This is a genomic window from Bacillus sp. BC08 (genome assembly GCF_054326875.1).
In genome coordinates, this window is the sequence record NZ_JBTGPA010000008.1 from 110787 (window position 1) to 129743 (window position 18957).

Annotated in this window: 21 protein-coding genes; 13 read left to right on the forward strand and 8 right to left on the reverse strand. The window is 36.7% G+C overall.

What is annotated here, in order from left to right; translation table 11 throughout:
- Positions 1–56: 56 nt before the first annotated feature.
- From ACXVYO_RS01415 to ACXVYO_RS01425, 3 genes are all read left to right on the forward strand, one after another.
- Positions 57–1049, forward strand: a complete 993-nt coding sequence (locus tag ACXVYO_RS01415) for a potassium channel family protein (RefSeq protein ID WP_458465867.1) — start codon at positions 57–59, stop codon at positions 1047–1049.
- Between the two features lie 6 nt (positions 1050–1055).
- Positions 1056–1343 (forward strand): YwdI family protein, encoded by a 288-nt coding sequence (locus ACXVYO_RS01420; RefSeq protein WP_088023403.1) that lies wholly within the window; start codon positions 1056–1058, stop codon positions 1341–1343.
- Between the two features lie 63 nt (positions 1344–1406).
- The gene (locus ACXVYO_RS01425; RefSeq protein ID WP_000688322.1) at positions 1407–1775 is read left to right on the forward strand and encodes a DUF423 domain-containing protein; all 369 of its coding nucleotides are present in this window, start codon (positions 1407–1409) and stop codon (positions 1773–1775) included.
- A gap of 30 nt (positions 1776–1805) precedes the next feature.
- Here ACXVYO_RS01425 and gerQ read toward each other — a convergent pair whose 3' ends face one another.
- The 4 genes from gerQ to hemQ form a co-directional block, all read right to left on the reverse strand.
- On the reverse strand, positions 1806–2234 hold the full coding sequence (gene gerQ / locus ACXVYO_RS01430; protein ID WP_000068647.1) for a spore coat protein GerQ: 429 nt from the start codon (positions 2232–2234) through the stop codon (positions 1806–1808).
- A 27-nt stretch (positions 2235–2261) separates the two neighbouring features.
- Positions 2262–2684 (reverse strand): cell wall hydrolase CwlJ, encoded by a 423-nt coding sequence (gene cwlJ, locus ACXVYO_RS01435; protein WP_000538161.1) that lies wholly within the window; start codon positions 2682–2684, stop codon positions 2262–2264.
- Between the two features lie 175 nt (positions 2685–2859).
- Positions 2860–4131, reverse strand: coding sequence for a serine hydrolase (locus ACXVYO_RS01440; protein WP_458465854.1), 1272 nt, complete (start codon positions 4129–4131; stop codon positions 2860–2862).
- A gap of 281 nt (positions 4132–4412) precedes the next feature.
- Positions 4413–5156 carry a hydrogen peroxide-dependent heme synthase gene (hemQ, locus tag ACXVYO_RS01445; protein WP_001287602.1) on the reverse strand — a complete coding sequence of 248 codons (744 nt, stop codon included), beginning with the start codon at positions 5154–5156 and terminating at the stop codon, positions 4413–4415.
- Positions 5157–5436: 280 nt separating this feature from the next.
- On the opposite strand from hemQ, the gene pta reads away from it, so the two are divergent.
- Positions 5437–6408: a phosphate acetyltransferase gene (gene pta, locus ACXVYO_RS01450; RefSeq protein ID WP_000067226.1), complete on the forward strand. Its 972-nt coding sequence runs from the start codon at positions 5437–5439 to the stop codon at positions 6406–6408.
- A gap of 48 nt (positions 6409–6456) precedes the next feature.
- On the opposite strand, the gene ACXVYO_RS01455 is transcribed toward pta, so the two are convergent.
- A complete protein-coding gene (locus ACXVYO_RS01455) occupies positions 6457–7302 on the reverse strand; it encodes a lipoate--protein ligase family protein (RefSeq protein WP_458465855.1) in 846 nt (281 codons plus the stop codon).
- A 173-nt stretch (positions 7303–7475) separates the two neighbouring features.
- On the opposite strand from ACXVYO_RS01455, the gene ACXVYO_RS01460 reads away from it, so the two are divergent.
- The gene (locus ACXVYO_RS01460; RefSeq protein ID WP_073517722.1) at positions 7476–8066 is read left to right on the forward strand and encodes a lipoprotein BA_5634 family protein; all 591 of its coding nucleotides are present in this window, start codon (positions 7476–7478) and stop codon (positions 8064–8066) included.
- A 29-nt stretch (positions 8067–8095) separates the two neighbouring features.
- On the opposite strand, the gene ACXVYO_RS01465 is transcribed toward ACXVYO_RS01460, so the two are convergent.
- Complete coding sequence (locus ACXVYO_RS01465; protein WP_073517723.1) at positions 8096–8788, reverse strand: RsfA family transcriptional regulator; 693 nt, start codon at positions 8786–8788, stop codon at positions 8096–8098.
- Positions 8789–9223: 435 nt separating this feature from the next.
- On the opposite strand from ACXVYO_RS01465, the gene ACXVYO_RS01470 reads away from it, so the two are divergent.
- From ACXVYO_RS01470 to ACXVYO_RS01495, 6 genes are all read left to right on the forward strand, one after another.
- A complete protein-coding gene (locus tag ACXVYO_RS01470; protein WP_073517724.1) occupies positions 9224–9448 on the forward strand; it encodes a YuzB family protein in 225 nt (74 codons plus the stop codon).
- A gap of 319 nt (positions 9449–9767) precedes the next feature.
- On the forward strand, positions 9768–10823 hold the full coding sequence (locus ACXVYO_RS01475; protein ID WP_458465856.1) for a FecCD family ABC transporter permease: 1056 nt from the start codon (positions 9768–9770) through the stop codon (positions 10821–10823).
- Positions 10820–11836: a FecCD family ABC transporter permease gene (locus tag ACXVYO_RS01480; protein ID WP_283790699.1), complete on the forward strand. Its 1017-nt coding sequence runs from the start codon at positions 10820–10822 to the stop codon at positions 11834–11836. Before ACXVYO_RS01475 ends, ACXVYO_RS01480 begins: the two co-directional genes overlap by 4 nt.
- Before the next feature lie 15 nt (positions 11837–11851).
- Positions 11852–12664 carry an ABC transporter ATP-binding protein gene (locus ACXVYO_RS01485; RefSeq protein WP_000212065.1) on the forward strand — a complete coding sequence of 271 codons (813 nt, stop codon included), beginning with the start codon at positions 11852–11854 and terminating at the stop codon, positions 12662–12664.
- Between the two features lie 189 nt (positions 12665–12853).
- Complete coding sequence (locus ACXVYO_RS01490; protein ID WP_458465857.1) at positions 12854–13801, forward strand: ABC transporter substrate-binding protein; 948 nt, start codon at positions 12854–12856, stop codon at positions 13799–13801.
- A gap of 146 nt (positions 13802–13947) precedes the next feature.
- A complete protein-coding gene (locus ACXVYO_RS01495) occupies positions 13948–15252 on the forward strand; it encodes an HD domain-containing protein (RefSeq protein ID WP_000262748.1) in 1305 nt (434 codons plus the stop codon).
- A gap of 39 nt (positions 15253–15291) precedes the next feature.
- Here the strand turns inward: ACXVYO_RS01495 and ACXVYO_RS01500 are convergent, their stop codons facing one another.
- Positions 15292–15477 (reverse strand): 2-hydroxymuconate tautomerase, encoded by a 186-nt coding sequence (locus ACXVYO_RS01500; protein ID WP_001147171.1) that lies wholly within the window; start codon positions 15475–15477, stop codon positions 15292–15294.
- Positions 15478–15589: 112 nt separating this feature from the next.
- On the opposite strand from ACXVYO_RS01500, the gene ACXVYO_RS01505 reads away from it, so the two are divergent.
- Both ACXVYO_RS01505 and ACXVYO_RS01510 read left to right on the forward strand, forming a co-directional pair.
- Entirely contained in the window at positions 15590–16264 is a 675-nt protein-coding gene (locus ACXVYO_RS01505) for a site-2 protease family protein (RefSeq protein WP_427266367.1), read from the forward strand.
- Positions 16265–16289: 25 nt separating this feature from the next.
- Positions 16290–16799 carry a YwhD family protein gene (locus ACXVYO_RS01510; RefSeq protein WP_000136683.1) on the forward strand — a complete coding sequence of 170 codons (510 nt, stop codon included), beginning with the start codon at positions 16290–16292 and terminating at the stop codon, positions 16797–16799.
- 33 nt (positions 16800–16832) lie between these two features.
- Here ACXVYO_RS01510 and ACXVYO_RS01515 read toward each other — a convergent pair whose 3' ends face one another.
- Positions 16833–18884 carry a transglycosylase domain-containing protein gene (locus tag ACXVYO_RS01515; protein ID WP_458465858.1) on the reverse strand — a complete coding sequence of 684 codons (2052 nt, stop codon included), beginning with the start codon at positions 18882–18884 and terminating at the stop codon, positions 16833–16835.
- Positions 18885–18957 lie beyond the last annotated feature (73 nt).

The following is an 18957-nucleotide window of genomic DNA, read 5'->3' on the forward strand; positions in this document are numbered from 1 at the left end:
TGTATTTCATTTCCACTGGCAAAGATTGTAGATAGAGAAAAGAGTTGAAACACGATATGAATGCACGTAAGCAATTATGGATAGCAGTTATATGTATGACCTTTGTCGTAATTCTAGGAACGTTAGGATTTATGACGATTGAAGAGATTAGTTTGTTTCAAGCATTTTGGATGACAATGATTACTGTATTAACTGTTGGATACGGAGATGCTGTTCCTGTAACACAGGCAGGAAAAGTTTTTGCACTTCTTATCATACCAGTTGGGGTCGGCATCGTTACGTATGCGATTGGTGTAGTGGCAGCTATGATTGTTGAAGGAAATTTATTTCATGCAGTCCGGAGGAAGAAGATGGATAAACAAATAGCACAGTTACAAAATCATATTATCGTATGTGGTTGTGGTAGAGTAGGGCTTCAAGTTGTACATGAATTGCAAGAAAAGAAAATTCCATTTGTCGTTGTGGATAAAGATGAAAGCATATTAGAGAAGGAAAAACTTTTGTATGTACACGGAGATGCAACGGAAGACCAAGTGTTACATCATGCTGGAATTTCGAAGGCAGCTGGTTTAGTTGCCATCGTAGCAAATGATGCTGAAAATGTATTTATTACATTAACGGCAAGAGGATTAAACGATGCAATTAAAATTGTGGCAAGAGCAGAAAAACCAGAAACTGAAGACAAACTAAAGCGGGCTGGGGCAAATAAGGTAATTAATCCATCTAGCATGGCAGGAATTCATATTGCAAAAGGTATTGCGAATCCGCTAACAGTTCATTATATTGATACAGTACTGTATGGCGTGGAGCAGTCTTTTGTAATTGAAGAAATTGCAGTCGGCGAGGGCTCTATTTTAGCTAGTAAATCGTTACTAGAGAGTGATGTGAGAAATCAATTTGATGTAACAATTTTAGCGATTTTGAGAAATGGGAATGTTATACATAATCCAACGGGGCAGGAAAAACTACAAGAACATGATATGATAATAGTGTTTGGTTCAGTAGAGAAACTGGGACAATTTGAGAAAGAACTACAAAGTAAGAGGTGACGAGGAATGCAAATATCAAGTGATAAAATTTTAAATAAAATGGCGAATGAAATTGCAAAGGCAAAAAGCAGTGAAGGGCAAAAATCAAAAGAGCATGTGTTAGTTGTGCGTGCTTTATGCGATTTACTACTAGAGGAGCAGGTTGAATCTTCTACGTATAGAGAGCCACAAATTCAATCACAAATAATTGGATCACAACCTATAACAACAGTTCAACCGGTTATGCCAGTTTCTGGAGAACCTGTGTATATAAAAGAAGAAGGTGCAAATGGTAATTCATTATTTGATTTTTAAGGATTAAATCGTTTGGATTATATGTGGAAATTGCTTATTATAAAAATAAAAAGGGGAATTAAGATGAAAATTTTCTTTTTACTAGGTTGTATTGCAGCAGGGTTATCTGTTGCTTTAGGGGCTTTTGGAGCACATGGTTTAGAAAATAAAGTTTCTGCAAAAATGTTAGAAGTTTGGAAAACAGGTGTTACATATCAAATGTTTCATGCAGGTGGACTATTCGTAGTTGCTTTATTAATGGATAAAATTCAATCATCACTTTTAACTACTGCTGGCTGGCTTATGGTAGCTGGGATTATTATGTTTTCAGGCAGTTTGTATGCATTAAGTACGACAGGTATTAAGTTCTTTGGCCCAATTACACCTCTTGGTGGTGTAGCTTTTATCGTAGCATGGATCTTAGTCGGAACTGCAGTTGTAAAAGGGTTATAAAAAACAAAAGCTGGCATATGCCAGCTTTTTTTATGGTCTTGGAGCATAAGTTGCTTGTTGACTAGGTAAATACGTAATTTCTTCTGGGAATTCCACATAATCTAAGTAAATCATTAATAGTAAAAAACGTTTCCCTGATTGTGGCTCACTAATTACAATATGATCACGACCAGCTGCTTCGATAATACCTGTATACGATTGGGTACCGAGTGAGCTACCACGTTCATAAGTCATTACAACCGTAGCTTGCTTACCCTTGTTTAAACGAAGGATATTTTCAATATAGGATTGTTCTAATGGTAACATGCCTTGAGAAACGGCATATTGAGCTTGCGCCGCTTGTTGTTGCATTGCTTGCTGTTGTTGCTGTTGTTGTGGAGTCATTTGCTGCGGCTGTACATAAGTTCCAGATGGTTGATAGAAACCTGTTCCGTAATACGGGTTTTGTTGCTGTGCCATTCAAAAATCCCTCCTCATTATCAATCCTTAATATACGCTAGGACAATCTTCGCCAGATGGCTGGAAGAAGCAGTGCTTTTTGAAGCGACCAGAGTTTTGTTGATTATACCAAGTTGATGGACAAGGGCCTTCAGGTCTAAAAAACCATAAAGCAAAATTGGCAGGCCAAAAACGTTGTCCTTGAATCGTTCGCCTTGCTAAAGCGATATCTTGTTCCCTTGCACGTTGATAAAAATACCCTTTTTGTGTTGCCTCAAAACCACCAGGATTTTGATAAACCATTTGACGTAAATTACGTATTTTTTTAAAGTCTAAACAATTTCCGCGGACACGATTTACTCCAACATTTCCGACCATCAACATCCCCTGTTGACCTTCTCCTTCAGCTTCAGCACGCATCAGTCTAGCTAACAACTTTACATCTTCTTCGTTATAAGCAATAACGCCCATTATGTGTCACCTCTCTTTTTGGAATACCTTGTGGAAAGAGGTTTATCTCTAGATGGAGTGTGTAACAATTACTAGTTCATACGTATGAGAAAAAGGACTCAGATATGACAACCAAACGAAGTTTTACATGGAGAGAGGAAAATAAAAAAAGCTAGCGTGAGCTAGCTTTTTATCATTAAAATACTTTAGACCATAAGTTTGAGAAGAAATCTCCAATAGAGCGCATTGTTAATACGAACCAATTTGCCTTTTCAACTTCTTCTGTCGTTTTTGCAGTAACTTTTATGTTTTTATTTCCATCTAAAAATCCGTATTTATCAGTCGGTTCTAGAACGATGGAACCTACCTTTGCATCCTTCTTAACAGGAGCGACTAAATGTCCATCTTCAGCGAGTGATTTATCCGCTTCAGTAGAAATTTTGTAAGGTGATTTGTCACCCTTTTTCGTAATGACTGTTATTTCTTTTTCAGGTGCAACAGTTACTTGATCTTCTTTACCTTTTACTACAGAGATTGTATTGTGTTTATTAACTTTTAATTTTTGTTTTTCAAAGTTATTAAATCCATATTCAATTAATGCACGAGATTCAGTGAAACGCTCGTCCATTGATTTTGTTTTAATAATTACTGAAATAAGTCGTAAGTCACCACGTTTTGCTGTAATAGTGAATCCGTATCCAGCAGTATCAGAACTACCAGTTTTTAAACCATCTGTTCCTTCATAAGAGAAAGCAGCACCCGGTAACATCCAGTTCCAGTTTTCCATACGAATTGGTTTCGGATGATTATCTGGGAAGTTTCTAAATCTTTGTTTTGTATCCTCTAGCATTTCTGGATACTTTGTAATCATTGCTTTTGAAAGCATACCCATATCGCGAGCTGACATGGAATTTTCTCCATTCGGATCCGTTCCTTCAGGATGTTTTCCCTTTAAGTCAGCGTTATTTAACCCAGTAGCGTTTACAAATTTATATTTCTTTAACCCTAGTTTTTTTGCATGTTCATTTGCAAGATTTAAGAAGTTTTTCTCACTTCCTGCGAGAAGTTCTGCTAAGGCAATACTAGATCCGTTTGCAGAGAAGATAACGATAGAATGATATAATTCTCTTACAGTATACTGACGTCCTTTTTCAAACGGAACGTTAGAGAATTCATTATTACGTGAAACTTCATAAGCGTAATCAGAAATGTTTACCTTTGTATCCCAAGTGATTTTTCCTTCTTTAATTGCTTCTAATACAGCATAAACAACAATTAGTTTTGACATACTAGCGATAGCTAGCAATTCATCTGGATTTTGTTCATGCAGTATTTTTCCTGTATCTGCATCAAATAGAAGTGCAGCAGCTGCCTCAATGTGTATTTTTCCTTCCGCATGGGATGTTGTTACTACTAAGGAAGAAATTGACAATAAAAACACTAGTAAAATAGACAAGATTTTCTTCATATAGATTATCACCTTCGCATCGTTATTAGCATGTAGCTCGTACCATTTTAGCATAAATTTGGATATAGAAAGGTTACAATTTTGTAAGGAATTTGAAAGGGATTTGTCGATTTTTGTTCAAATTTGCGGAGAAAAGAAGTTTTTTGAAGAGAAATATAGAGAGTAATAAAAAAAGGAACGAATTTCGTTCCTTTTTTCACGATTTACCCCGTAAAAGCCCGATTGGTGAAGGCTAATAATCAGTGGGGATGAACAAAATCCCCACTGATTAAAGTTTCACTTTATATGTGTAAAAATTTCTCTACCTTTTCGTCTGGTAAAATGTTTCCAACGAAAAATGTTCCGAATTCACCATAACGAGCACTTACTTCATCGAAGCGCATTTCATATATAAGTTTTTTAAATTGAAGAACATCGTCAGCGAATAATGTTACGCCCCACTCAAAATCGTCGAATCCAACAGATCCTGAAATAACTTGGCGTACTTTACCTGCGTACTGGCGACCAATTTTACTATGACTGTACATCATTTTTTTACGTTCTTCCATCGGAAGCATGTACCAGTTATCATCACCTTGGCGACGCTTATCCATTGGGTAGAAGCAAATGTGATTTGCTTTTGGTAGTTCTGGATATAAGCGAGCTAAGATTTGTGGGTTTTGATATGGATCTTCATCAGCTGGAAGGTAGTTGCTTAGTTCAACAACAGATACGTAAGAGTATGCAGGAACCATATATTCAGCTAATGTTGTTTTATTCAATTCTGTCTCAATTTCATTTAATTCTTCCATTGTTGGACGTAAAATCATAAGCATAATATCAGCTTTTTGGCCAACAACTGTATACATTGCATGACTACCTTTTTTCGCAGTAGATACTTCGTTCCATTTTTCAACGACATTTAAAAATTCAGACACAGCTTGTCCGCGTTCGTCGCTAGATAATGTTTTCCATGCAGCCCAATCAATAGAACGTAAATCATGTAAACAATACCAGCCATCTAACGTTGTTGTTGCTTCACTCATTCTATTCACCTCAGTTAATGATAGTTTTACACGTTAACTATAGCATATATAGTTTTAAAATCATCTATATAAAGCCTGGGCGCATAAAATTGTCACATTTAAATTTACTTGAAAATAGGAGGGGATAAGGCTAAAAGGGGATTTATTTTTAGGCTGAATTTTATGAAAATATAATCATTTTTATTTTATCTATTTTTTGGGAGCTATAAGTTTAAAATAAAGAGGAAAAGCAGTATTCTTAAAGATAGAGTTTTTTTAACATAAGTAGGAGGGTTTATTCGTGAGCAACTTATTTACAACAGTAAAAGAAAAAGTTCAAGGAAAAGGCATTTCTATCGTACTTCCTGAAGGAACTGATGAAAGAATTTTAGGCGCTGCAGAGCGTTTAGCAAAAGAAGAGTTAGTACAACCAATCTTAGTTGGTAATAAAGAAGAAATTAGCGCAAAAGCTGCTAGCATGAATTTAACGTTAGCAGGCGTTGATATTTACGACCCAGCTACATACGAAGAAATGGATGCAATGGTAGCATCTTTCGTTGAACGCCGTAAAGGTAAAGCAACTGAAGAAGACGCTCGCAAAATCCTTAAAGACGAAAACTACTTCGGTACAATGCTTGTATACATGGGCAAAGCACACGGTTTAGTAAGTGGTGCAGCTCACTCTACAGCTGATACAGTTCGTCCAGCACTTCAAATCATTAAAACAAAACCAGGCGTTACAAAAACTTCTGGCGTATTCATCATGGTACGTGAAGAAGAGAAATATGTATTCGCTGATTGCGCAATTAACATTGCACCAAACAGCCAAGATTTAGCTGAAATTGGTATCGAGAGTGCGAAAACTGCTGAACTATTCGGTATTGATCCACGCGTTGCTATGTTAAGCTTCTCTACAAAAGGTTCTGCGAAATCTCCAGAAACAGAAAAAGTTGTAGAAGCAACTCGCATTGCAAAAGAAATGGCTCCAGAATTAACTTTAGATGGAGAATTCCAATTCGATGCTGCATTCGTACCATCTGTAGCTGAGAAAAAAGCTCCAGGTTCTACAATTAAAGGTGATGCTAACGTATTCGTATTCCCAAGCTTAGAAGCTGGTAATATTGGCTACAAAATCGCTCAACGCTTAGGTAACTTCGAAGCAGTAGGACCAATCTTACAAGGTTTAAACATGCCTGTAAATGACCTATCTCGTGGATGTAACGAAGAAGAAGTGTACAAGTTAGCTTTAATTACAGCAGCTCAAGCACTTTAATTCCATAATGAATTGAAATAAAGACCGTCGCTATTATAGCGACGGTCTTTATTTTTCTAAGCCAAGTGCTTTATTGTTACGATCAATAATACGTTGTAAATTCGTCTCATATAAAGGTATTTCATCTATTGTTAATTGAGATGGTGTTAACTTTTGAGCGAATTGCTGCAATGTTTTTAAAAGGCGCATCATTAAATCTTGTACTGTAATGGTTTCACCAAGTAATTCTGAAAGTGAAGCCATCGTGCTCGGTACAATTTCAGGATACGTAAAGCGTGTTTCTTCCCCTTGAATGGCTAGGTTGTAGAAATCACGAACGAGTGTGGCACGTTCAGAGCCACTTCCTGTAGCACATAAATAAATTTGGACAGCGACACCGCCGCGAATACGGCGCTGTGAAATGCCAGCGAATTTTTGATCGCGAATACTTAAGTCATAGCTACCAGGACAGTAAGAACCAACAATTTCTTTTGCCTCGATTGTAACATCGTAATCCTTTAACATTTCCTGAATTAAATGCCACATTGTATCGTATCCAAGATCAATATCGATACCTTTTTCCGTCTCTTGGAATAAAAGCGATACGTTTAAAACACCTTCATCCAGTACGACTGCAAGTCCACCGGAATTACGAACGATAACATTGAAGTTGTTTTCCTTTAAAAAGGAAATACCTTCTTCTAAGTGTGGTAGGCGTGAATCCTGAATGCCAAGAACAATTGTATTGTGATGAACCCAAGAACGCATTGTTGCAGCTGATTGACCGTTTCCAATACTTGTGCATAATGTGTCATCCATTGCGAATGACTGCAATGCATGGAATGTTGGTCCCAAACTAGACTGATCTACAATACGCCACTCTGGCTGAGATAAAATGGAACGGGAATTGCTCATATACCTAACCCCTTATCTTTAAAATGACAATCTCTATTATAGCAAAAATATAGAAGATAGTTTTAGGGAGAAATCTTACTAAATTGTAATGTTGTTGTAAGGAAAGTGAATTGGTAAGACGAGCTACTGTCGTTAAACTAAGAGATGCAATTATGATTTTAGGAGGCATACAAATGAAAAAAGTTAAATTAGGACTCGTAGCGATTATGTCAGCTGCCGTATTTAGTGGCTGTTCGATTATGGATATGATTGCACCACAAGCAAAGGGCGTTGTTATGTACGGAGATGAAACAGGCGTTCAAAAAACAATGGATCAATATAAAGATAAAATCGAATCCCAAAGTAAATTCGAAGCAAAACTAGGTACTGTCAATGAGAAAAAGGTTTTAATTATGAATAAAACAACAGCTGAAAAGATGGTAAAAGAAAACATGCTGAAAAAGGTAGTGAAAGAAGATGTGGAACCAATTAAAGCATTGCCGGCTATTTCTGATGAAGCTGGAATCCTATTCGCTAAAGAGGAACAAAAAGATGTAGTAATTGATGGAAAGAAAATGAAATATGAAGGTAATGTAGTAATCGGTGATGCGCGTAAATATACAGATATGTATGCAGTTGTTAGTGATGCTGAATATACAAAGATAAATGAACCGGTAAAAACGATTGGATTAGCAGCCTTTAAAGAAAATCCAAAGGAAAAAATTTTCCCAGATATAAAGAGAGGTTCTAACGTAGAAGAAGTGCATATGGTTGAAGTGAAGTAACAAAAAAGGATGCATGCAATGCATCCTTTTTATTCTGCAATTTTTTCTAAATTACCGTTTCGATCCATTCGGAAAGATGTTTGAGAACGTTCCTCGTCATCCATAACTGCCAACTTACGAGCGCGGTTCATAATATTCATAAGTGTTTCGTAATCTTCTTGTACAGTATGAGATTGTTTTTCTAATTTTTCTAGTTTCTTTTCTAGTTCTTCATTTCGAAGGATTTGTGATTTGATTTCTTGTTTCAATCTCGTATTCTCGTTTTCAAGAGCTGTCACTTTTATATTTGAAGATCCGACTGTTTGTAAAAAATAAATAACATCTTGCATTGTCATAGAGCCTTTTGCAGCAGGAACAGTAGATTCTTGATATGGAATAGTTTCTTTATATTGTACAATTGCTTCCTCTTGTACGAATTCTTCATAATCAGTTATCGCCTCTGAAGCTGGTGGTGTATAAAGTAAACGTTTTTTCGCTTGTTCACCGCTTGCAGCACGCATTTTATCTTTACGATGTTTTTTTGCTAGTTGAAGAGCTTGTTCATAACTATAGCGAACAACAGCATTCCAACGGAAACCACAGGCAGCCGATGTACGATTCAACCTGTCTCCTACTTCTTCAAATGCATTTAATTGCGTACTTCCTTCTCGAACGTGACGAAGTACAGTTTCAGCAAGTAATAAATCATCCTCATCTGTCCAAGCATCTTGTCTTACTTTCATAGATTCAACTCCCTTTCTTTTTATGAACTTCCTATTTTTATAATGGGCAAAAAAAGGAGCTTTTATACAAAGCTTTTAAAAATATGGTAGATTTCGATGAAAGGTATAAAGTGAAACTTTAATCAGTGGGGGGTCTTCATCCCCCACTGATTATCAGCCCTCACCAATCGGACTTTTATGTGCAGCCCGACCACCACCTAGATTCTTTGCTTTCGCTGAATTTTGAGGTGGGGGTCTTACTGCCCATTAAAGCGGGATAAATTTTGCCAAGAATGACGGATGCTTCTGTAGGAGAACATATAAATATGTAGCATTATATGAGGAAAGAGCGTCGCAAGGACACTTGCAACGAGCTTCAAAGAGCGGTAAAATACCATTTAGTGTTTATTTTTAAATGTACTTGAGAAAAGTTTAAAATAGAGGAAGTGTTATATAATGGGAAACGAATTTCGTGTGTGTGATGATTGTCAGGCAACGAACGTTAAAACGTTAATTCCGAAGTTAAAAAAAGTAGATTCATGTGCAAAAATTGAAGTTGCATGTCAGTCTTACTGTGGTCCTGGTCGTAAAAAATCATTTGCATTTGTAAATAACCGTCCAGTTGCTGCTCCAACAGAAGACGAATTAATTGTAAAAATTGAAGCAAAGTTAAATAAGTAAGGAAAAGAAGAGTGAACAGATTACTCTTCTTTTTTTATACCTATAAAGAGGAATGATTTATTCTGTGGAAGCTTAATTAATGATAATAATATTTAATGCCAGATAGATATTATCTATTTATTAAGGTCTTAACCTATATGAATTTGTATTTCAAAATAATAGTTGACAGTCTTTGGAAGCGATAGGTAGAATAGAAGGTGTCTGATTCTGAGAATCATTATCAGGAGAATAACAATTCATTTAATTTTTTTATTACTATTTGAGAATAAATTTCATTTCAATAAATTAAACATATGTTGTTGGTTAGGATGGTTGAGGGATGGAAGCGAGCGCAAGGAGTATAGAGCAGCAAGATGTGAATGTTAAAGAGATTAAGAGCAGGCCGCTCATTGCTTCTATTATTTTAGTAGCAGGTACAATTTTGTTAGCTGTAAGCATGGCATTGTCTATTTCGTTTGGTGCTGCAGATATTAGTTTAAAGACTGTATGGCAAGCTGTGTTTCAGTTTGACGGTTCTATTACGCATCATAACGTAATTCAAGAACTTCGCATGCCTAGAGCGATAGGCGGCGTAGTAGCAGGTGCTTTTTTAGCAGTATCAGGGGCAATTATGCAAGGTATGACGCGAAATCCACTTGCTTCCCCATCGTTAATGGGGATTACAGATGGGGCTGTATTTGGAATTGCAATTATGTATGCATTCTTTCCTAATTCACCTTATTTAATGTTCGTTATTGCATCGTTTATTGGTGCTGCGTTTGGAGCGAGCATTGTATATGGAATTGGATCTTCTTCACCAGGTGGATTAACGCCTGTGAAATTAGCTTTAGCAGGTGCAGCAATTAGTGCTTTATTAGGGGCCATTTCATCTGGAATTGCGCTATATTTCAACCTTGCCCAAGAGGTGAGTATGTGGAATGCAGGCGGAGTTGCTGGTGTGAAATGGGAAAGTATTAATATGTTAGTACCGATTGGTCTAGTTTGTCTCTTAATTGCAATTATGATGTCGAGGTATATTACAATTTTAAGCTTCGGTGAAGAAATTGCGATTGGACTTGGTCAAAATACGACATTAATTAAATTTATCGGGACAGTACTTGTTCTTGTGCTAACAGGTTCGGCAGTTTCTATGGCAGGGTCGGTTGGATTTGTTGGTCTTGTAATCCCACATATGACTCGTTTCCTTGTAGGCTCAGATTATAGATGGGTTATTCCATGTTCTGCGGTCTTAGGCGGACTGTTAATTGAATGTGCAGATATGTTATCTCGCGTTATTAACCCGCCGTTTGAAACGCCAATTGGAGCAATTACAGCGCTAATTGGTGTTCCATTCTTCCTCTACTTAGCACGTAACGAAGGGAGAGGGAAAATGTGAGGACAAGTGTCTTAACAAAAAAGAATATTTCGGTTTTAACAATTTTAGTAGGATTAATCGTTACTGTATTTTTAGTAAGTTTAAATACAGGTACATTTAAAATACCACCAATGGACGTATTAAAGTCATTGGTTGGACTTGGGGCTGAAGATCAGTCTGTTATTTTATTTGAATTCCGTATGCCACGTATGGTTATTGCTATATTAGTCGGATCTGCTTTAGCAATGTCAGGTGCGATTTTGCAAGGGTTATCACGAAATCCACTTGCTGATCCAGGTATTATCGGTATTAACGCTGGAGCGGGATTAACAGTTGTTATATTCGTTTACTTTTTCTTCGGGAAAGTTGGGACTGGTACATTTTTATCTGTATTTATCCTTCCATTCTTCGCGTTAGTTGGTGCGATATTAGCAGCAGTTATTATTTATTTACTAGCATGGAAAGACGGCGTTTCATCAACGAGATTAATACTTGTCGGTATCGCTGTTGCAGCCGGTTTTGGTGCTGTTAGTTTAATTTTTTCTATGAAGATGACATCTAACGATTTCCGTTTTGCTACGATTTGGTTAGCAGGAAGTTTGTGGGGCACAGATTGGAAGTTCGTGCTAAGTGTACTTCCATGGATGGTTATTTTCTTACCACTTGCAATTAGTAAGGCGCACATATTAAATGTAATGAACCTAGGCGACTCCACAGCTGTTGGCCTTGGTTTAAATGTAGAAAAAGAAAGACGTAAATTATTATTTATTGCAGTTTGTTTAGCTGGTGCATCTGTCGCTGTTGCCGGAGGAATTGGTTTTATCGGTTTAATGGCTCCGCATTTGGCGAGGCGCCTTGTTGGTGGTAAACATCAAATTATGCTTCCTACCGCTGCACTAATAGGGACGTTTTTACTTTTATTCGCAGACGTAATTTCAAGAAGCGTGTTAACAACTTCAGAAATACCGGTCGGTCTTGTTATTTCTGTAATTGGTGCACCATATTTCATATACTTACTTATGAGGACAAAATAAAGGGAGGCTTTTTGTATGGCAACTTTAGCAGTTGATGCGGTATCTGTTGGCTATAATGAAGGGTTAATTATTGATGGATTAACAGTTGAAATTCCGGAAGGGAAGATTACAACAATTATTGGACCAAATGGTTGTGGGAAGTCCACATTATTAAAAACGGCTTCTCGTATTTTGAAGGCGAAAAAAGGTACTGTTTACCTTGACGGAAAAGCAATTGAGAAACAACCAACGAAAGAAATCGCAAAGAAAATGGCGATTTTACCACAAACTGCAGAAGTGCCAACAGGTCTTACTGTGTTTGAACTCGTTTCATATGGACGTTTTCCTCATCAAAAAGGATTTGGAACATTGAAAGAAGAGGATTATCGCTACATTCATTGGGCACTTGAAGTGACGGGAATGACAGAATTCGCAAATCGTTCAGCAGAGGCGTTATCAGGTGGACAACGTCAACGAGTATGGATTGCTATGGCTCTTGCACAAGGAACAGAATTACTTGTATTAGATGAACCGACAACGTACTTAGATATGGCGCATCAATTAGAAGTATTAAACTTATTGAAAAAATTAAATGAAGAAGAAGGTAGAACGATTGTTATGGTTATCCATGACTTAAACCATGCTTCTCGTTTCTCAGATCATATGATTGCATTAAAAGCAGGTAAGTTAATGAAGCAAGGAACACCAGATGAAGTGATGACGAGTGAAACACTTCGTAACGTATTTGAGATTGAAGCTCAAATCGTTCCATGTCCAGTAAACTGTAAACCAATTTGTTTAACATATGATTTAATGATGATTAATAATCAATTACGTAAAAAAGCATAAGTAGAACCCCCTCTTAGAGAGGGGGACTTCTAATGGACGTTGAGCTTCTTATATATGAATGGGAAGTTGAACGCCCGTTAGAATGGGTTATTAACAACAGTTAATAAATATATATTGATTGATTGTTATCCTCGTTTCTTATAGTTCATTGTAACTTATAAGAGAAATACAGCTAGAAGGAGTGGGAACATGAAGAATTTTAAAATGGCACTATTAGCAATGGTACTAGTCGTTACTTCTGTACTATTTGCAGCTTGTTCTAACAAAGAAGAAGAGAAGAAAGCAGATGCGAAGGATGTGAAAACTGAAGAGCGCACTGTACAACACGCAAAAGGGGAAATTAAAATCCCTGCAAATCCAAAGAAAATTGCTGACCTTAGTGGTTCAACAGAAGAATTATTAATTTTTGGTATGAAACCAATTATTACTGCTAATACATCTCAAGAAAAAATTGATGCACACATTGAAAAAAAATTAAAAGACGTAAAACCAGTTGGCTCTGCTTGGGGCGATAAAATTAACATCGAAGCAGTAGCTGCTGCAAAACCAGACTTAATTCTTGTAAACAATCGTCAAGAAAAGATCTATGATCAATTATCTAAAATTGCACCAACAGTTATGTTAAAAACTCCATTAGACCAATGGCGTCCAAAATTCGAAGAAGTAGGTCAAATCTTCGGTAAAGAGAAAGAAACAAAAGAATGGTTCAAACAGTATGAAGAAAAAGCAAGTAAATTACATGACAAAATCGTTGCGAAAACTGGCGATGCAACATTCATGAAAATGGCTGCATATCCAAATGCTTTCCGTGTATACGGTGACTACGGTTACGGTAGCGTAATCTTTAATGACTTGAAATTACCAGCAGTTAAAGGTACACCAACGGATAAACCATTAGTACAAGTACAAAAAGAAGCTTTAATCGATTACAACCCAGATTACCTATTTGTATTTACAACTGGTGACGGTTCTCAGCGTCTAAAAGAATTCCAAGAAGAATCAATTTGGAAAAACATGAACGCTGTTAAAAATAACCACGTATTTACAATTAAAAACGAAGACTTAAACAAAGGTTACTTCCCTCTAGGTAAAGAAATGATCTTAGATGAAGTTGCTGAATTCGTTTTAGGTAAATAATGTATAAAAAGAAATCACTTTTACTTCGGTAAAAGTGATTTTTTCTTTATATAAGGGCAATTAATATAGTCTTTCATTTCTTTCTGTTTCCTATTTCGTTTATAATATATAGTAAGAATGCAGTAAAGAAAGGGGGATGTCGGAAGGTGGTATATTTAAACGACAAACTCAGCGAAACAAAAGTGTTTAAAGACCCGGTACATAAATATGTGCACGTGCGCGATCGTGTTATTTGGGATTTAATCGGAACGAAAGAATTTCAACGCTTGCGCCGTATTAAGCAGCTTGGAACGACATTTTTTACATTTCACGGTGCAGAGCATAGTCGCTTTACTCATTCGTTAGGTGTATATGAAATTATTCGTCGTATGATTGATGATGTGTTTGATGGCAGACCGAACTGGAATGCTGAAGATAGATTGTTATGTTTATGTGCGTCCTTACTTCATGATGTCGGTCACGGCCCATTTTCTCACTCGTTTGAAAAGGTATTTTCATTAGATCATGAGAAATTTACGCAAAAAATTATCGTTGGAGATACGGAAATTAACCGTGTATTAAGCCGCGTGGATAAAGACTTTCCGCAAAAGGTGGCCGATGTAATCGCAAAAACATCTACTAATAAATTAGCGATTAGTATGATTTCCAGTCAAATTGATGCAGATCGTATGGACTATTTATTAAGAGATGCGTATTTCACTGGCGTAAAGTATGGAAACTTTGATATGGAACGTATACTACGTGTCATGCGTCCGTATGGGAATCAAGTAGTCATTAAAAATAGTGGTATGCATGCTGTTGAGCATTATATTATGAGTCGTTATCAAATGTATTGGCAAGTATATTTCCACCCGGTAACGCGCAGTGCCGAAGTTATTTTAACGAAGATTTTACACCGTGCAAAATCATTGCACGAGAAGTATTACACATTTAAAAATCATCCGGTTCATTTCTATTCTTTATTTGAAGAAGAAGTAACAGTAGAGGATTATTTAAAGTTAGACGAGAACGTTATGTATTATTACTTCCAAGTATGGCAGGACGAAGAAGATCCAATTTTAAGTGATTTATGCCGTCGTTTTATGAATCGAAACCTATTTAAATATGTAGAGTTTACAGATAAGCACGGTTTAGATAATTGGATGGAATTAAGTAGCTTATTCAAAAAGATTGGACTTGATCCAGAATACTATTTAGTAGTTGATTCAACATCAGACTTACCATATGACTTTTATCGTGCTGGTGAAGAAGAAGAACGTCTGCCGATCTTACTTCTTATGCCAAATGGGGAGCTTAGAGAGCTTTCACGTGAATCGGATATTGTTGAAGCAATTACTGGAAAGAAGAGAAGGGATCAAAAATTATTCTATCCGCATGATTTAATCTATGAAGATGGAAGAAAAGGAAAATATAAAGAGAGAATTATCGAGTTACTAGAAGGAAAAAAATAAGAAGCAGCTAAGAGCTGCTTCTTATGAAAGAACTTGAAATTATTTGTCGCTTAAGCGTTTTCCGCCAACTGCATAATGGTTTTTAGACATTTCTTCGATGAAAACAACGATGTTTTCTTCAGGAGCACCAGTTGTTTCGCTTACTGCTGCTGTTACTTTCTCAGCAAGAGCTTTCTTTTGTTCCTCTGTGCGTCCTTCTAGCATTTTCACTGTTACGTATGGCATATATAATCGCTCCTTTTATGTAAGTTACAATCTTATTATAGCGGATTATGGGGAAGAACAATCGAAAAAACAAATATTTTCTTTTTTTGACATATTGAAGAGGAGATGAAGCATGGATCAGTTATTTAGATATCCGTTGCAAGAAATCCCGTTGGTAGCAATGGCGATTATTATTGCATTATCAGTGCATGAGTTTGCGCATGCATATGTTGCATATAAATTTGGAGACGATACAGCAAAGAAGCAAGGCCGTTTAACATTATCACCGATGGCACACTTAGATCCTATCGGGATGATTGCTGTATTAATTCTTGGTTTCGGTTGGGCAAGACCGGTACCAGTTAACCCATATAATTTTAAAAGACCACGTCTTGCGGGAATATTAGTTTCGATTGCAGGACCGATTAGTAACTTTATTTTAAGTGCGATTGGTTTAATTATTTTATATAGCTTAACGGTATTTGGAGTATTTGATGCAATTCCAGTTGCAGTAGCCGAAACATTAGGAAAGTTCTTTGAAATCTTTATTATGTTAAATATCGTTTTACTTGTATTTAACTTATTACCAATCCCGCCACTTGATGGATATCGCGTCGTGGAGGATTTAGCGCCAGCAAATATTCGTGCGAAAATGACGCAGTATGAAAAATATGGAGCAATCGCGTTATTAATTCTTGTTATTACACCGCTTAGCAATTACACGATTCAACCTATTTTCCAAGTAGTTATTCCGCATGTATTAATGTTTTTACAAAATATCATTGTGCCTATTTTTAGGCTTTTCTAATCAGTAAGCGAGGAGGAATTTACATATGACAGAGAAAAAGAAAAAAATCGGTTTTAATATCGTGAAAAATGATTCAACAGATGGACATGGTGGTTTTGGTGTTGGAGCATTAAGTCTAGAAAATATTTCACCTGTATTTGTCGATGTACTAGAGAAAACAGCATTTGTTGATATCGGTGCAATGCATGCGCGTAGTACAGTCGAAAAAGGTATTAAGTTTTTAACAAATAAAGATGAAGTTCCAAACGGAAAACCATTTTGGCTTGTGTGGGTAACGATTGAAAGAACGGCGACAGGTGCTTATTATGCAGGTGTAACAGCTTGTGAAATGACAGTTGACCGTGAAATTCGCCGCGGATATAAATCACTTCCAGAGCACGTAAACAAAATGGATAAATCAATGAAGCGCCACATTATGGTTGACCATATGGATGAATCATCTAAAAAAGTACTTGGTACGTTCTTGAAAGAACATAATGAAGCGATTTGGAACGAATCTAGTGAAGAATTGCGCCGTGCATTATTAAGTGAATAAAAAATAGCTGACGGATACCCGTCAGCTATTTTTTTACCAAGGAAGATATTTTTTCCACCAACTTGTTTTCTTCTTTTCTTCGGTGGTCTTTTCAAATTCTTCTTTATCATCAACATGATCCATACAATATTCAGTTGGTTCTGTACCTTTTGCGAAATACATTTTAACTGAAATAGGACAGTTTTTTGTAGCGATTTTTCCGTTTTCAGGGTTAATATCGACTGCAACGACGTCATTTGGTTGTTTAAACTCTTTTTTAGGTTGCCCATCTAAGCCTTTTTCCATCGTATCGGTCCAAATTCTTTTTGCATATCCTTGTTCTGCTACATTTGAAATTGATTTAGGTTGATCGTATCCAACCCATACACCAGTTACGATTTGTGGGGTAAATCCAATCATCCAACTATCCGTTTCAGTAGAACCAGACTTTCCAGCATATGTTCTTGATAGCTTTGATAACATCGATTGACCAGTTACAGCAGCATAACTGCTTAGTTTTTTATTAAACATACCCGTCATCATTTCTTCCATCACAAACGCTTTGCTTTTATCAAGAACTTGCTTACTCTCCAAATGAGCATCGTATAACATATTTCCTTCATGGTCCATAATGCGGCGAATAAACACTGGTTTTACTTCTTTTCCACCGTTTGCGAACATGCTATAAGCATTAACCATTTCAATTGGTTTTACAGGTGATGTACCGAGAGCAAGAGACGGAACATCTTTTAATGCGGTAGTAATACCGAATTGCTTCGCTGTTTTTGTAAGAATGTCTTCGCCTAAAAATAAATTAGTCTTCACGGCATATACGTTATCAGAGACCGCAAGGGCTTGTGCCATTGTTACAAAATCGTCTGCATAATAGTCTTTATAGTTTTTTGGTTTATACTTTGAAACACCATCACCTAAAGTGAACACAGTATATTCGCTTTTTAAGCGCGTAGCAGGGGTAAATCCTCGTTCTAATGCCGCGTAATACAGGAATGGTTTAAATGTAGATCCAGGCTGGCGAGCGGCTTGTGTAGCCCTGTTAAATTGACTTGTATTATAATCAGTTCCGCCAACAAGGGCAGCTACTTCACCTGTTTTTGGATTCATAGAGACGAGCGCAGTTTGTATGTTTGTTGTGTCAGGTATATGATCTTTTACAGCTTGTTCTGCGACCGATTGTAATTTAGGGTCTAGCGTTGTATAAATACGCAAACCACCTTTTTGTAATGCTTGTTCATCTAATCCGATATCACGAAGAAGAGAAGCTTGTACAGCATCTTGGAAATAAGGTGCGATCTCTGCCACTTTTTTCGTATCTAATGAGGCAAAGGTTAATGGCTCTTTCTTCGCTGACGCAGCTTGTTTCTTCGTGATATAACCTTGTTCTACCATTTCGTCTAATATGAGAGATTGTCGCCCTTTCGCACGATCCTCTTTTAAAAAGGGGGAATAGACACTAGGTCCTTTCGGAATACCTGCGAGCATACTAGCTTCCGCTAATGTTAATTCTTTTGCTGTTTTATCGAAATATAGACGAGACGCAGCTTCGATTCCATAAGCACCGTGCCCGTAATAAATTGTATTTAAATATCCTTCTAAAATATGATTTTTATTATAGTTCACTTCAAGGCGAATTGTGTACATTGCTTCTAATAGTTTACGTTTCCACGTTTTATCATGATCTAAGTATAGGTTACGAGCATACTGTTGTGTAATCGTACTAGCACCTTGGACTTTTGCCATCGCTTTTAAATCGGCAACAATAGCACCAGCAATACGCTTCATATCAAATCCGTGATGTTTGTAGAATCGTTGATCTTCGATAGACAGTGTTGCCTCTTTTACATAAGGAGAGATTTCATTGAGAGATACATTGTAACGTTTTTGCATTGCATTACTTTGTCCGATAACAGTGTCATCATTAGCGTAAAAGACACTTGTTTGCGGGACAGCAACAGGAGGAGGTCCCATAATTTTTGCAACTATAATAATAACAAAAAAGGAAAAAACGAAAAAAAGAACAGAAGAAAACATTACGGTGAAGAAAAGACGTTTATATTTTTTAAGTTTCGGATTCATAGTTTGATCCATCTTTTTCAGCCCCTCAATACTAATACAAACATTATTGTATTAGTATTGAGGGTTTTCGGTTATTTTAAACAAT

Bases quoted from the DNA above. Each gene is read 5' to 3' on its own strand.
- ACXVYO_RS01415 (WP_458465867.1), top strand. From the start codon at position 57: ATGAATGCACGTAAGCAATTATGGATAGCAGTTATATGTATGACCTTT.
- ACXVYO_RS01420 (WP_088023403.1), top strand. From the start codon at position 1,056: ATGCAAATATCAAGTGATAAAATTTTAAATAAAATGGCGAATGAAATT.
- ACXVYO_RS01425 (WP_000688322.1), top strand. From the start codon at position 1,407: ATGAAAATTTTCTTTTTACTAGGTTGTATTGCAGCAGGGTTATCTGTT.
- gerQ (WP_000068647.1), bottom strand. From the start codon at position 2,234: ATGGCACAGCAACAAAACCCGTATTACGGAACAGGTTTCTATCAACCA.
- cwlJ (WP_000538161.1), bottom strand. From the start codon at position 2,684: ATGGGCGTTATTGCTTATAACGAAGAAGATGTAAAGTTGTTAGCTAGA.
- ACXVYO_RS01440 (WP_458465854.1), bottom strand. From the start codon at position 4,131: ATGAAGAAAATCTTGTCTATTTTACTAGTGTTTTTATTGTCAATTTCT.
- hemQ (WP_001287602.1), bottom strand. From the start codon at position 5,156: ATGAGTGAAGCAACAACAACGTTAGATGGCTGGTATTGTTTACATGAT.
- ACXVYO_RS01455 (WP_458465855.1), bottom strand. From the start codon at position 7,302: ATGAGCAATTCCCGTTCCATTTTATCTCAGCCAGAGTGGCGTATTGTA.
- ACXVYO_RS01460 (WP_073517722.1), top strand. From the start codon at position 7,476: ATGAAAAAAGTTAAATTAGGACTCGTAGCGATTATGTCAGCTGCCGTA.
- ACXVYO_RS01465 (WP_073517723.1), bottom strand. From the start codon at position 8,788: ATGAAAGTAAGACAAGATGCTTGGACAGATGAGGATGATTTATTACTT.
- ACXVYO_RS01470 (WP_073517724.1), top strand. From the start codon at position 9,224: ATGGGAAACGAATTTCGTGTGTGTGATGATTGTCAGGCAACGAACGTT.
- ACXVYO_RS01475 (WP_458465856.1), top strand. From the start codon at position 9,768: ATGGAAGCGAGCGCAAGGAGTATAGAGCAGCAAGATGTGAATGTTAAA.
- ACXVYO_RS01485 (WP_000212065.1), top strand. From the start codon at position 11,852: ATGGCAACTTTAGCAGTTGATGCGGTATCTGTTGGCTATAATGAAGGG.
- ACXVYO_RS01490 (WP_458465857.1), top strand. From the start codon at position 12,854: ATGAAGAATTTTAAAATGGCACTATTAGCAATGGTACTAGTCGTTACT.
- ACXVYO_RS01500 (WP_001147171.1), bottom strand. From the start codon at position 15,477: ATGCCATACGTAACAGTGAAAATGCTAGAAGGACGCACAGAGGAACAA.
- ACXVYO_RS01505 (WP_427266367.1), top strand. From the start codon at position 15,590: ATGGATCAGTTATTTAGATATCCGTTGCAAGAAATCCCGTTGGTAGCA.
- ACXVYO_RS01510 (WP_000136683.1), top strand. From the start codon at position 16,290: ATGACAGAGAAAAAGAAAAAAATCGGTTTTAATATCGTGAAAAATGAT.
- ACXVYO_RS01515 (WP_458465858.1), bottom strand. From the start codon at position 18,884: ATGGATCAAACTATGAATCCGAAACTTAAAAAATATAAACGTCTTTTC.